Annotated in this window: 9 protein-coding genes; 3 read left to right on the top strand and 6 right to left on the bottom strand. The window is 64.6% G+C overall.

Annotated elements, in window-relative coordinates; all coding sequences use genetic code 11:
* Positions 1 to 67: 67 nt before the first annotated feature.
* The 3 genes from mutT to M4J40_RS01930 all read right to left on the bottom strand — a co-directional run bounded on the left by mutT (position 68) and on the right by M4J40_RS01930 (position 2,703).
* Positions 68 to 490, bottom strand: coding sequence for an 8-oxo-dGTP diphosphatase MutT (mutT, locus tag M4J40_RS01940; RefSeq protein WP_251751675.1), 423 nt, complete (start codon positions 488 to 490; stop codon positions 68 to 70).
* 29 nt (positions 491 to 519) lie between these two features.
* The gene (argJ, locus tag M4J40_RS01935; protein WP_251751674.1) at positions 520 to 1,761 is read right to left on the bottom strand and encodes a bifunctional glutamate N-acetyltransferase/amino-acid acetyltransferase ArgJ; all 1,242 of its coding nucleotides are present in this window, start codon (positions 1,759 to 1,761) and stop codon (positions 520 to 522) included.
* A 63-nt stretch (positions 1,762 to 1,824) separates the two neighbouring features.
* Positions 1,825 to 2,703 (bottom strand): peptidylprolyl isomerase, encoded by an 879-nt coding sequence (locus M4J40_RS01930; protein WP_251751672.1) that lies wholly within the window; start codon positions 2,701 to 2,703, stop codon positions 1,825 to 1,827.
* A gap of 347 nt (positions 2,704 to 3,050) precedes the next feature.
* Here M4J40_RS01930 and secA point away from each other — a divergent pair, with 347 nt between their 5' ends.
* The 3 genes from secA (at position 3,051) to clpB (ending at position 9,273) form a co-directional block, all read left to right on the top strand.
* Positions 3,051 to 5,801: a preprotein translocase subunit SecA gene (secA, locus tag M4J40_RS01925; RefSeq protein ID WP_251751670.1), complete on the top strand. Its 2,751-nt coding sequence runs from the start codon at positions 3,051 to 3,053 to the stop codon at positions 5,799 to 5,801.
* A gap of 209 nt (positions 5,802 to 6,010) precedes the next feature.
* Positions 6,011 to 6,478, top strand: coding sequence for an Rrf2 family transcriptional regulator (locus M4J40_RS01920; protein WP_101291071.1), 468 nt, complete (start codon positions 6,011 to 6,013; stop codon positions 6,476 to 6,478).
* 200 nt (positions 6,479 to 6,678) lie between these two features.
* Positions 6,679 to 9,273, top strand: a complete 2,595-nt coding sequence (gene clpB, locus M4J40_RS01915) for an ATP-dependent chaperone ClpB (protein WP_251751668.1) — start codon at positions 6,679 to 6,681, stop codon at positions 9,271 to 9,273.
* Between the two features lie 56 nt (positions 9,274 to 9,329).
* On the opposite strand, the gene M4J40_RS01910 is transcribed toward clpB, so the two are convergent.
* The 3 genes from M4J40_RS01910 to M4J40_RS01900 form a co-directional block, all read right to left on the bottom strand.
* Positions 9,330 to 10,043 (bottom strand): DUF554 domain-containing protein, encoded by a 714-nt coding sequence (locus tag M4J40_RS01910; RefSeq protein WP_251751666.1) that lies wholly within the window; start codon positions 10,041 to 10,043, stop codon positions 9,330 to 9,332.
* A gap of 298 nt (positions 10,044 to 10,341) precedes the next feature.
* Complete coding sequence (locus M4J40_RS01905) at positions 10,342 to 11,343, bottom strand: TerC family protein (protein ID WP_251751663.1); 1,002 nt, start codon at positions 11,341 to 11,343, stop codon at positions 10,342 to 10,344.
* Positions 11,344 to 11,517: 174 nt separating this feature from the next.
* Entirely contained in the window at positions 11,518 to 13,491 is a 1,974-nt protein-coding gene (locus M4J40_RS01900; RefSeq protein WP_251751662.1) for a M23 family metallopeptidase, read from the bottom strand.
* Between the last annotated feature and the right edge of the window lie 508 nt (positions 13,492 to 13,999).

Here is a 13,999-nt window from a genome sequence, read left to right as displayed (position 1 = left end):
GCCGAGCGGCCAGCCATGCGCAGCCCCTATCCTTGCCGTGAAATCGTGATGATTTCGTATATGCCGGTTAGGAAAGGCCGCCGGAAGGTGGCGACAGAAGGTCCTGGAGGTGGGGAATCAGCGGCTCATCGGCTGGCGGCATTGGGTAGTCGCGCAGCTTCTGGGGTCGGACCCAGGCCAGCGCCTGTCCTTCGCGACCCGCCACTTCGCCCTCCCAACGCCGACAGACGTAGAGCGGCATCAACAGGTGAAAATCGTCATAGGCATGGCTGGCAAAGGTGAGCGGGGCGAGGCACGGGTGCTTGACGTCTATGCCGAGCTCTTCCCTGAGCTCGCGGATCAGCGCATCCTCGGGCCGCTCGCCAACCTCCAGCTTTCCCCCGGGAAACTCCCACAGACCCGCAAGCGCCTTTCCTTCGGGCCGCTGGGCCAGCAGGATCCGCCCGTCGGCGTCGATCAGCGCGCAGGCGACGACCAGCACCATCTTCATTGGCGGTTCTCCCGGCGAGGAAACATCGATCAACTGCGATAATCGCCGTTGATGGCGACGTATTCCTTGGTGAGGTCGCAGGTCCAGACGGTGGCCTGGCCATCGCCGAGACCGATGTCGGCGCGGATGACGATCTCGTCCTTTCGCATGACCGCCGAGGCGGCGTCCTCGGAGTAGTCGGGGTCGCGTTCGCCTTCGACGGCGACGCGAATGCCGCCGAAGTAGATGGCGAGGCGGTCGCGGTCGGCCGGTTCGCCGGCCTTGCCGACGGCCATGACGACACGGCCCCAGTTGGCGTCCTCGCCGGCAACGGCCGTCTTGACCAACGGCGAGTTGGCGATGGCGAAGGCGATGCGCTTGGCGGAAGCATCGTCGACGGCGCCGGTGACGTTGACCTCGATGAACTTGCGAGCGCCTTCGCCGTCGCGCACCACCATTTTGGCGAGGTCGAGCAGCAGGCCTTCAAGCGCGGTGCGGAAGGCTTCGAGGCGCGGATCGGCCGGATCGGTGATGCGCGGCGCGCCGCGCCCGGCCGCCTTGCCGGTGGCGAACAGCAACAGTGTGTCGGAGGTCGAGGTATCGCTGTCGACGGTGATCGAATTGAACGACTTCCGGGCGCCCTTGGAGATGAGATCCTGCAGCACCGGCGCCGCCAGCGGGGCGTCGGTAAAGATAAAGGACAGCATGGTCGCCATGTCGGGCGCGATCATGCCTGCGCCCTTGGCCATGCCATTGATCGTCACGGGCACGCCGCCAAGGTCGACGGTGGCGGTCACCACCTTGGGAAAGGTGTCGGTGGTCATGATGGCACGGGCGGCATCGATCCACGGCGCCGGGGCGAGGCGGGTGGAGAGGTCGCCGAGCACGGCCTGGAATTTCTCGGGTTGGAGCGGTTCGCCGATGACGCCGGTAGAGGCTAGGAAGACCTCGCTTGCCGCTACGCCAAGAGCGGCCGAGACATAGGCGGCGGAGGCTTCCACCGTTTCGCGGCCCTTCTTGCCGGTAAAGGCGTTGGCATTGCCAGAGTTGACCATCACGGCACGCGCCTTGCCGGCGGGAAGATTGGCGCGGCACCAGTCCACCGGTGCCGAGGGGCACTTCGACGTCGTGAAGACACCAGCTACCTCGCTCCCCTCGTCAAGGGCGACCAGGAGCACATCGGTTCGTCCCTTGTACTTGATGCCGGCCGCGGCGGTCGCAAAGCGCACGCCCTCGAGGGCCGGCAGTTCAGGGTAGGATTTGGGGGCGAGCGGGGACAGGTTTCCGGACATCTTGGGCTCTTGGCGAGAGGCTAGGGCGATCCCCGGCCGACGGCCGGCCGGGGAGAGCACCAATCAGTTGGCGGGGGCAGGGGCTGCCGGATCGGCCGGAGCGTTCGCCGGAGCGTCGGTCGGCGTCAGGATCTCGATCTTGGCCGCCTCGCGCATCTTGGCGAGCGTTTCCTGATACTTGTCGCGCTGGACGACCTGGACGACCTGCTCGCGCACCTGATCGAGGGTCGGAACCGGTTGGGTGCGGCGCTCTTCGACCTTGAGGATGTGATAGCCGAACTGGGTCTTGACGGGCTTGGTCGAGGTCTCGCCGGGCTTCAGCGCGAAGGCTTCGGCTTCGAACTCGGGCACCATCTGCCCCTTGGTAAAGAAGCCGAGGTCGCCACCGGTCGGCTTCGAGCCGGGGTCTTCCGACTTTTCCTTGGCGATGGCCTCGAAGTCGCCGCCGTCGGCCAGCTGCTTCAGGATGGCGTTGGCCTCTTCCTCGGTCTTCACGAGGATGTGACGGGCGTGCACCTCCTCGGGGCCGACGTAGCCGGCGGTGTCCTTCTCGTAGCGGGCCTTGATTTCGTCGTCGGTAATCTTGGCCTGCAGTTCGTCTTCGACATAGGTGTTGCGCAGGGCCTGCGCCTCGAGGAAGGCCATTCGGGCCTTGTATTTCGGGCTGTCCGCGGTGCCGGCCGCCAGGGCAGCGTCGGCCATGACATGCATGTCGACGAGGGCATTGATCAGCATCGTGCGGCGCTGCGCCTCGGGAATCTGGGCAAGCTGATCGCCGAACACGTCGGTGGCCATCTGGAGTTCCGAGGCGGTTATGTCCTTGCCGTTGACGCGGGCCACCACGTCTTCGGCCAAAGCCGGCAGCACGGAAAGCGGCAAGGCGATGAGGGCGGCAAAAAGACCGAGGCGACCGCGAGCGCCGGCGGCGGGAGCAAAGTTCATCGGGGACGATCCTGTCTTCGGTCCGCGTCCGGAGATCGGGCCGGTACCGTGTGGCAGCCCTATAGCGCGCCCGGCGCGCGGCGGCAAATTATCCGTGGCGTCAGGGGCGAAAAAGAAGGACCTGGAGGAGAGGATGCAATCCGCGCAGTTGCCGGTCCCGGCCGCCGCGAGAAGCGCCGATTCCTGCCATCGGCATGGGCCCCAGCGTTGACATATCTCCGACCCCGCCATAGATGGAGCGTGGCTCGGCAGGTCGGGCGAACGGCGGCCCGGAACCAAACTTCGGGCGCCGCCATTCCTCCTTCCAGCGCCTGTACATGGAATTCTGATCGAAGGGATGGGCTGCCATGGTCGGCCTCGGCGGATTAGCACGCAAGATTTTCGGTTCGGCGAACGATCGTCGTATTCGCTCCTACCGCCCCGCCGTGCAGGCGATCGGCGCACTCGAAAAGGAGATGGAGGCGCTGTCCGACGAGGCGCTCGCCGGCAAGACCGTCGAGTTCCGCGAGAAGCTCGCCGCTGGCGTCGAGCTCGACAAGCTCCTGCTTCCTGCCTTTGCTGTGGTGCGGGAAGCGGCCAAGCGCGCGCTCGGACAACGTCATTTCGACGTTCAGCTGATCGGCGGCATGGTGCTCAACGACGGCGACATCGCCGAGATGAAGACCGGCGAAGGAAAGACGCTGGTGGCGACACTCGCCGTCTATCTCAATGCGCTGCCGGGCAAGGGCGTCCACGTCGTCACCGTCAACGACTATCTGGCTAGCCGCGACGCCGAATGGATGGGGCGCGTCTACCGCTTCCTCGGGCTCACGGTCGGCATCATCGTCCACGGCCTATCCGACGACGAACGTCGCGAGGCCTACGCCTGCGACATCACCTACGCCACCAACAACGAGCTCGGCTTCGATTATCTGCGCGATAACATGAAGTACGAGAAGGGGCAGATGGTGCAGCGCGGCCACCACTACGCCATCGTCGACGAGGTGGACTCGATCCTGATCGACGAAGCGCGCACGCCGCTGATCATTTCCGGTCCGCTCGAAGATCGCTCCGAGTTCTACAACACCATCGACACCTTCATTCCCGGCATCGCCGACGAGGATTTCGAGGTCGACGAGAAGCAGCGCACGGCGATCTTCTCGGAGGTTGGTACCGAACGGATGGAAGAGCGGCTGCGTGAGGCCGGCCTTCTCAAGGGCGGTTCGCTCTACGACGTCGAGAATGTCTCCGTCGTCCACCATCTCAATCAGGCGCTCCGGGCGCACAAGCTGTTCCAGCGCGATCGCGACTACATCGTCAAGGACAACGAGGTGGTCATCATCGACGAGTTCACCGGCCGCATGATGCCGGGCCGCCGTTATTCGGACGGCCTGCACCAGGCGCTGGAGGCCAAGGAGCACGTTCGCATCCAGCCCGAGAACCAGACGCTCGCCTCGATCACCTTCCAGAACTATTTCCGCATGTACGACAAGCTGGCCGGCATGACCGGCACGGCCTCCACGGAAGCGGACGAGTTCGCCGACATCTACGATCTCGAGGTCGTCGAGATCCCGACGCATCGTCCGATCGCCCGTATCGACGACCACGACGAGGTCTACCGGACCGTCGAGGAGAAATACGCGGCCATCGTCGAGACCATCCGCGCCTGCAAGGAGAAGGGCCAGCCCATCCTGGTCGGCACCACCTCGATCGAGAAGTCCGAGCAGTTGGCCGATCTTCTCAAGAAGCGCGGTTTCCAGCAGAGCGACCCGGACGTGCTGATGGACGGCGACAAGCCGGTGTTCCAGGTGCTCAACGCCCGCTATCACGAGCAGGAAGCCTACATCATCTCGCAGGCCGGCCTGCCGGGCGCCGTGACGATCGCCACCAACATGGCCGGTCGCGGTACCGATATCCAGCTCGGCGGCAATGCCGACATGCTGATCGCCCGCAAGCTCGCCGACGTGCCGCCGGGACCGGAGCGCGAGGCCCGCGAGGCGAAGATCCGCGAGGACGTCGAACGTCTCAAGGAGAAGGCGCTGGCTGCAGGCGGCCTGTTCGTGCTTGGCACCGAGCGCCACGAGAGCCGTCGCATCGACAATCAGCTGCGTGGCCGCTCCGGCCGCCAGGGCGACCCCGGTCAGTCGCGCTTCTATCTGTCGCTTCAGGACGACCTGATGCGCATCTTCGGCTCCGACCGTATGGACGGCATGCTGCAGAAGCTGGGCCTGAAGGATGGCGAGGCCATCATCCATCCGTGGATCAACAAGGCGCTCGAGAAGGCGCAGCAGAAGGTCGAGGCGCGCAACTTCGACATCCGCAAGAACCTCCTCAAGTTCGACAACGTCATGAACGATCAGCGCAAGGTGATCTTCGAGCAGCGCATCGAGCTGATGACGGAGGAAAGCGTCGCCGACACCGTCGCCGACATGCGGCGCGAGGTGATCTCCGCCATGGTGTCGCGGCATATCCCCGAGAATGTCTACGCCGAGCAGTGGGATGTCGCCGGTCTGCATGAGGCGGTGATCGAGACCCTGAACATCGAGGTTCCCGTCGCCGATTGGGCCAAGGAAGAGGGTATCGCCGACCAGGAGATCGAGGAGCGCCTGATCGCCGCGGCCGACGCCGATTTCGCCGCCCGCGAGGAGCGTATCGGCGCCGAGCTGATGCGCCGCGTCGAGAAAGCCATCCTGCTGCAGACGCTGGACAATCTCTGGCGCGAGCATCTGGCCCATCTCGACCATCTGCGTTCGGTGGTCGGCTTCCGCGGCTACGCCCAGCGCGATCCGCTCAACGAATACAAGACCGAGGCCTTCTCGCTGTTCGAGACGCTGCTCAACGATCTGCGCCGGCAGGTGACGGCCAATCTCAGCCGCGTCGAGGTGCGACAGGCGCCGCCCGAGACGCCGGCTTTCGACGACCGGGAGCTCTCGGCCCATCATGCCGACCCTGCGACGGGCCTCGACGAGGAGCCGGTTGGGACGGCGCCGGTCTTCGCCGCCACGCCGGTCGCCCGCGATGCCAACGATCCTTCAAGCTGGGGGCATGTCGGCCGCAACGAACCGTGCCCCTGCGGCTCCGGCAAGAAGTTCAAGCACTGTCATGGCCAGTTCGCCTGACAGTTTCTCGAAAGATCCGTCCGGGAGAGCGCCGTTTTTCCGGACGGGCAGGGTCAAGCATAAACAATTCGTCGCAATTGGTCTCTGAAAGGCCGTTTGAAAAAGCTGATCAGCAATAGCACGAATTATGTCGGCAGCCCCAAAGGCGCATGCTGGATCTGAACGATTAATCTTGACTTTTAGTGTCAACTCTTTAATCAGATGGTGTCATGCGTCTTACCCAAGCCACCAATTATTCGATCAGGGTGCTGCTCTATTGCGCGGTGAATCCCGACCGCCCGAGCCGCGTCGCTGACATCGCCGCCACCTTCGACATGTCGGAGACGCACCTGTTCAAGATTCTGAAGGTGCTTGTGGATCACAAGTTCATCGAGACCATTCGCGGCCGTCATGGCGGCTTGAAGCTTGGTCGTCCGGCGGACGAGATCAAGCTTGGTGACGTCATCGCCGCCACCGAGGAAAGCTTCCAGATGGCGGAGTGCTTCTCGGAGGAGGGGCGCAAGGACTGCCCGCTGATCCTTTCCTGCGAATATAACCGTGTGCTGCGTGAGGCGCTGGGTGCCTTCTTCGCCGTGCTCGACCGCTACACGGTGGCCGACATCGCCAAGGATCGCTCCATGCTGCGCGGCGCGCTCGGCATCGACGATCTCCTTCATCCGGCGCTCGCCAGCGCCTGACGAGGCTTTGCACCATTTCAAGCCCGCCCGGCGGTTTCCGTCGCGGCGGGCTTTGTGTTTTTTGCTTCCCCCTTTTCGGCGCTCACCTCGGTCCCCATATTGGTCGGCGAGGGGCAAGGGTCATGACCTAAGCTCAAGATATCCAGACGCTTCCGCCGGGCTTCGGACGGAGGAAGCGGGCTCCAGGAAAGGATGTCCAGATGAATTTCGAAAAGTATACCGAGCGGGCGCGCGGCTTCGTGCAGTCGGCGCAGACCATGGCGCTTGGTCGTGGTCATCAGCAGTTTGTGCCCGAGCATCTCCTGAAGGTTCTGCTCGACGATCCCGAGGGCATGGCGGCCGGCCTGATCAACGCTGCCGGTGGCGACGCCGGTCGCGCGCTTTCGGCCGTCGATCGCGCGCTCGAGGCAATGCCGCGCGTCTCGGGCGGCAATGGCCAACTCTATCTCACGGCGCCGACGGCCAAGGTGTTCTCCACCGCCGAGGCGCTGGCCGACAAGGCGGGCGACAGCTTCGTCACCGTCGAGCGGCTGCTCATCGCGCTCGCCATCGAGACGGAAGCGGGGACTGCCAAGATCCTCAAGGATGCCGGCGTCACCGCCAATGCGCTCAACGCGGCGGTCAACGAGATCCGCAAGGGTCGCACCGCCGACAGCGCCTCGGCCGAGAGCGGCTATGACGCGCTGAAGAAATATGCCCGCGACCTGACCAAGGCGGCGCGCGACGGCAAGCTCGACCCGGTGATCGGCCGCGACGAGGAGATCCGCCGCACGATCCAGGTGCTCAGCCGCCGCACCAAGAACAATCCGGTGCTGATCGGCGAGCCAGGTGTCGGCAAGACGGCCATCGCCGAGGGGCTGGCGTTGCGCATCGTCAACGGCGACGTGCCGGAAAGCCTGAAGGACAAGGAACTGCTCGCCCTCGACATGGGCGCGCTGATCGCCGGCGCGAAATATCGTGGCGAGTTCGAGGAGCGCCTCAAGGCGGTGCTGTCGGAAGTGACGGCGGCCGAGGGCGGCGTCATCCTGTTCATCGACGAGATGCACACGCTGGTCGGCGCCGGCAAGGCCGACGGGGCGATGGACGCCTCCAACCTTCTGAAGCCGGCCTTGTCGCGCGGCGAACTGCATTGCGTCGGTGCGACCACGCTCGACGAGTATCGCAAGTATGTGGAGAAGGACGCGGCGCTGGCCCGGCGTTTCCAGCCGGTGTTCGTCGACGAGCCGACGGTGCCCGACACCATCTCCATCCTGCGTGGCATCAAGGAGAAATACGAGCAGCACCACAAGGTGCGCATCACCGATGCGGCGCTGGTGGCGGCGGCGACACTTTCCAACCGCTACATCACCGACCGCTTCCTGCCCGACAAGGCCATCGACCTCGTCGACGAGGCTGGCTCGCGGCTCAGGATGCAGGTGGATTCCAAGCCCGAAGAGCTTGATGAGATCGACCGGCGGGTGATCCAGCTCCGAATCGAGCAGGAGGCGTTGAAAAAGGAAACCGACGCCGCCTCGCGCGACCGGCTGGAGCGGCTGGAACGCGAGCTAGCCGAACTCGAGCAGGAATCGACGGCGCTGACGGCTCGCTGGAAGGCCGAGAAGGACAAGCTCGGCCATGCGGCGGAGCTGAAGCGCCGGCTCGACGAGGCGCGCAACGATCTCGCCATTGCCCAGCGCAAGGGCGAGTATCAGCGGGCCGGCGAGCTGGCCTACGGCGTCATTCCGGGCATCGAGTCCGAGTTGAAGGCGACCGAGGCGGCGGCCGGGCAGGGCGATGGCATGCTGGAAGAGGCGGTGACGCCGGACCATGTGGCGCAGGTCGTCTCCCGCTGGACCGGTGTTCCCGTCGACAAGATGCTGGAAGGCGAGCGCGAGAAGTTGCTCCGGATGGAAGACGAACTCGCCAAGCGCGTCGTCGGCCAGTCCGAAGCGGTGCATGCCGTCTCGACGGCCGTTCGCCGCGCCCGTGCCGGCCTTCAGGATCCGAACCGGCCGATCGGCTCGTTCATGTTCCTCGGCCCGACCGGCGTCGGCAAGACCGAGCTGACCAAGGCGCTCGCCGCCTATCTGTTCGACGACGAGCACGCCATGGTGCGCATCGACATGTCCGAGTACATGGAGAAGCACTCGGTCTCCAGGTTGATCGGCGCGCCTCCGGGCTATGTCGGATACGACGAGGGTGGCGCGCTGACAGAAGCGGTGCGACGCCGGCCCTATCAGGTCGTGCTGTTCGACGAGATCGAGAAGGCGCATCCGGATGTCTTCAACGTGCTCCTGCAGGTGCTCGACGACGGGCGCCTCACCGACGGCCAGGGCCGCACGGTGGACTTCAAGAACACGCTGATCATCCTGACGTCGAACCTTGGCTCGGAGTATCTCGCGGGCCAGAAGGAAGGCGAGGACGTCGATGCGGTGCGCGAGCAGGTGATGGGCGTGGTTCGTTCGGCCTTCCGGCCGGAGTTCCTCAACCGGCTTGACGAGATCGTCCTGTTCCATCGCCTGAAGCGGTCGGAAATGGGCGCCATCGTCGACATTCAGCTCAAGCGCCTCGAAGCGCTCCTGGAGGATCGCAAGGTGACGTTGACGCTCGACGACAGCGCGCGGACCTGGCTCGCCGACAAGGGCTACGACCCGGTCTACGGCGCGCGGCCCTTGAAGCGGGTCATCCAGCGCCAGCTTCAGGATCCGCTGGCCGAGCGCATCCTGGCCGGCCATGTCCGCGACGGCGATACCGTGGCGGTGACCGGCGGCAGCGACCGGCTGCTGTTCTCGGAGATCCGGGACGTCGCGGCGTAAGCGAACGCCAGCGAGGCAATTTCAGGCCGGCCGGGGCAACCCGGCCGGTTTTTCGTTCAGAACGCCATCGACCACAGGGCCGACACCGGCATGGCGATGATGAGCCCCGGCAGCATGTTGCCGATCGGGAACATCTTGATGCCGCAGATGCGGAGGCCGGTCGCCAGCATCATCACGCCGCCGGTGGCCGAGAAGTCGGCGACCATCTCAGGCGTCGTCAACGGCATCAGCAAGGTGGCGCCGAAAGCGAGCGCAAGCTGAACGGCCATCTGCGGCACGGCGATCGTGGCGACCGACAGGCCGAGCGTCGTCGCGAAGATGGCGGCAGTGGGCAGATCGAGGAAGGCCTTGGCGATCAGCACGCTCGGGTCGTGCGTCATGCCTTCGTTGAGCGCACCGAAGATGCCGGCGCCGGAGGCGCAGAACAGCACGAGAATGGCGACGAAGCTTTCGATGAAGGCTTCGTGGGAAATGCCGCGCGGCGTTGTCGCCACCTTCTCCACCAGCCGCTTGGCAAGGCCGCCGATCAGCGAGAGGCCATCCTCGATGCGGATGAGCTCTCCGATGAGTGCGCCAAGCACGGTGGCGATCACCATGACCGGCATATTCGTGACGTGGGCGATCAGCACCACGCCCATGGCCATGGAAGATACGCCAAAGGCAAGGGGCATGCCGGCCCGAAGCCGTTCCGGCATGCGATGGGCGACGAGCGTGCCGCCAAGGGCGCCGAGGAGAATGGCGGCGCCGTTGATAAAGGGTCCGATGATCATAAAGCCGTCCCGCTAGAGCATCATTCGACCGGAGTGAAACGAAAACCGAGAAGATGAAGCTTACTAAACAATATGTTAGAGCGCTGATCTCACTCAGTCAGATCGAACAGCGCTCTAGAGCCCCCGCCGATCAGGTTGAATCAAGCTGATCGAAAAGCGGCTGCTCCAGCAAATGAATCTGGAGCCTTCGCTAGGCGACCAAATGTTTCAATTTGGTCGGCGAAGGCTCTAGGGTCGGCCTTCTATACGCCTCTGGCTGGCATTGGCCAGCCGGCTCACTCGGATTTGATGACGTCTGTCAGTGGTTTTCCGACACGGGCAGGTTTCGCTCTTCCTGCCGCGTCTTGATGAGGCTGACCAGAACGCCGCCGGCGATCAGCGCGAAGGTGACGCCGAGCGAGATGGCGGCCGGGAACTTGTCGAGGCCCATCAACTCGGCCGCGAATACCTTGCCGCCGATGAACACCAGCACCAGGGCCAGCGCCGGCTTCAGGTAGCGGAAGCGGTGGATCATCGCGGCGAGCGCGAAATAGAGTGCGCGCAGGCCGAGGATGGCGAAGATGTTCGAGGTGTAGATGACGAAGGCGTCGGTGGTGATGGCGAAGATCGCCGGCACGGAGTCGACGGCGAAGACGATGTCGGCGGCCTCGATCAGCACCAGGGCCAGGAACAGCGGCGTCGCATGCAAGGCCATGCGGCCACCGTCGGCAAGCGGCTTGCGGACGAAGAAGCGATCGCCGTCGAGCTCCTTGGTGACGTTGAGGTGGCGGCGCAGGAAGCCGACCAGCGGGTTCTTGTCGAGATCGGGCTCCTTGTCCTCGGTCACCAGCATCTTGATGCCGGTGAGCACCAGGAAGGCGGCGAAGAGATAGAGGATCCAGTGGAACTCGGCGACCAGGGTGGCGCCGGCGCCGATCATGATGCCGCGCAGCACGATGACGCCGAGGATGCCCCAGAATAGCGCCCGGTGCTGGTAGCGGCGGGGAATGCCGAAGAAGGAGAAGATCAGCGCGATGACGAAGATGTTGTCGAGCGCCAGCGTCTTCTCGATGACGAAGCCGGTGAGATAGGCGAGACCGGACTCGGCGCCGATGTGCCACCAGACGAAGGCGCCGAACATGAGCCCGATGGCGATGTAGCCGCCCGACAGGATGAGGCTCTGTCGGATGGAGATCTCCTCCGACTTGCGGTGGAGGACGCCGAGGTCGAAGGCGAGCAACAGGGCGACGAGGCTGAGGAAGGCCAGCCAGAGAGAGAGCGGCGTGCCGAGCCAGGGGGTGGTGAGGAGAGCAAGATCCAAGGTCGCGAACTCTGCCGGCGGGATGCGTCGACAATGGTCCGACATCGCAGATGCGCCGGCGGCTTCTGCCAGAGGGGCCCGGACCTAACGGGTTGGGCCTGAAATGGGGCGGTGGTTGCCGACGTTCAAGAGGGCTGTATGTATTTGTCCGCATGAACGCCGGAGAGCGTCCAACTATCCACCATTGGCCATGGTGGCGGTGCGGGCCGTCTGGCTTTCGCCGGCGAGCAGCGTGTCGACGCGGTCGCGCTCCGCCTGGAAGGCGGCGAGCACTTCGCCGTCCAGCGTGCGGCCCTGGGGCAGCTTGATGCGGAGCGGGTCGACCGGTGTGCCGTTGACATGCACCTCGTAGTGAAGGTGCGGGCCGGTCGAGAGACCGGTGGTGCCGACATACCCGATCACCTGGCCCTGCCGGACGCGCACGCCCTCCTTGATGCCCTTTGCAAAGCCGGTCTGGTGGGCATAGGCGCTGGCGTAGCCGTTGGTGTGTTGGATTTCGATGTAGTTGCCGTAACCGTTCTTCCAGCGGGCGTAGGTGACGATGCCGTCGCCGGCTGCCATGATCGGCGTGCCGCGCGGCGCGGCCCAGTCGACGCCGGTATGCATGCGGGTGACGCCGAGCAGCGGATGGTTGCGGGCGCCGAAGCCCGACCGGAAGGTGCCGCCCGACATCGGCTTGCGCATCAGGAACTTCTTGGCGCTCTTGCCGCTGTCGTCATAGTAGTCGATCGTGCCGTCGTCGGGCGCGCGATAGCGATAGAAGCGGCGCTCCTTGCCCCCGAGCGTGATCGAGGTGAAGACGATCTCGCCGTTGTCCGTCTCTTCGCCGTCGTCGCCGAGCGTGTAGACCATCTGGAAGCTGTCGCCCGGCTGGATGCGGGTGTTGAAGTCGAGGTCGAAGGAGAAGACGCGCACCAGCTCGTCGATCAGGGCCGGTGGTACGCCGTTCTTGAGCGACGTCTCGTAAAGGCTCTCGTAAAGGCGTGGCCGCGGGCTGTTCTCGTCGCTCTCGTCTCCGGCGGCGGCCTGCTCGGTGACTGGCGGCTCGTCGACGGCGATATAGGTGCCGTCGTCACCGAGGCCGACCGAACCGAGATGGCCGCCGTCGCGATAGACGGAAACAAGGATCGGCCGATAGCGCGCCGTCTCGTCGTCGGGGTCGGGCGCCAGGCGAATGTGAACCTCGTCGCCGATTTTCAGAAGACGCAGGCGATCGGCCTTGTGGAAGGCGAGCACGATGTCGCCGGCTTCGTCGTCGGTCGCCTCGTTGTCGGTCAGCAATTGTTCGAGCGGTTCGTCGGCCTCGACGGCGACGCGCCTGTCCTCGAAGGCGTTGCCCGAACCCGAGGAAGCCGGCTCGGCCGTTGTCGTCGGTACGAAGGAGACGTTCTCGGGGATGATGCGCACCCCGAACTGGTCGAGCGACGAGGGTTCGGCAAAACCGAAGTCGAAGCGCGACTGGTCGACCGGCGACAGCGAGGCGGTCTTGACGTTGGTGCCGTTGAGGAAGCTAGCCGCCTCGCGCACGATCCGTTCGGTCTGGGCGATATCAAGTGGAATGGAGGCTTCGAGCGTCGGGTCGTTCACCGGGAAATCGGTGACCTTCAGCATCATGTCGCTCTCGACGGCGGCGCCATAGAGCATCGCCTCGCTCCCTTCCGACCCGCCGGCGTTGGCGTCGGCGAAGATGCGGAGCGGATTGTAGGGTGGAATGGGATCGGTGATCTCGGCCATGTCCGAGACCAGAGTGGTCGAAACCTTGGCGAACGGCTTCAGGCGGATGATCTCGTGCTCGCCGTCCTTGGCGATGGTCGACACCTTGAGAATCTGGCGGGCCGGCTCGAGATTGGCTTCGACGATCGGGAAGTCGCCTTTGGCGATCAGCTCGTTGTCCGGCGTCGGCACCACCACGGCGGATCGCGTGACGGTTCCCGAGGGCTCGGCGATGGTCTCGCGGCCGTCGAAAGCTGCGTAAAGAGCGCCGCCCATAAGGAAGGTCGAGGCAAAGGTCGCAAGCACCGTGCCTGTCAGCCAGCGGATCGATACGCCGCGCCGGTCAGGCAGTCCCCGGGCGCCGGACGTCAGAAGCGGCGGCAGGTCGCCGAGCTCGACGCTATCGTTCCGGTGCAGGGGACGCGCTGCATTCATGGATGGTGTCTTGCTTCCGCCCGTTGATGGTGGAGCGCTTGGGTCATTATCGCGGGCATGCCGGCGAACCCTGGCGCCTTCCTTGAATTTGGCGGTGACTTTGCCGCCCGGTGTCGCGGCTTGTCAATGTCGGCTCCGCCGTTGGCGCCGCTTCTCCGGAGAAAAAGCGCCTGCCGACGGTTCTCGTCGGTGAAAAATGGGGCGGGAGTTGGGCGTCGAGGCGGACAATGGCGGGATTCCGGCAAGCTTTGCCGGCTGGCTAAAAATAAGGCACACAAAAGTTAGATGAAATTGTCGGCAAGTTATCCGGCTTTGGTCGATCGCAGGCAAAAATGTCCCGGAAATCAGCCGAAAGTCGACTTTCGCATCCGAAAAACGCGTGCCACAAAACCGTGTTGACAGCCTGAACCGTGCCCCCTATAAGCACGTTCATCGACGGCGGCGCTGCGGCGACGTGGTGCCGGCGAGTTTCTGTTGCCTGGTGCTGGTGTTAAACTGGCGGTCTAGA

Source organism: Pleomorphomonas sp. JP5, assembly GCF_023721815.1.
GTDB lineage: Bacteria > Pseudomonadota > Alphaproteobacteria > Rhizobiales > Pleomorphomonadaceae > Pleomorphomonas.
This window is presented reverse-complemented; position numbering and strand designations above follow the sequence as displayed.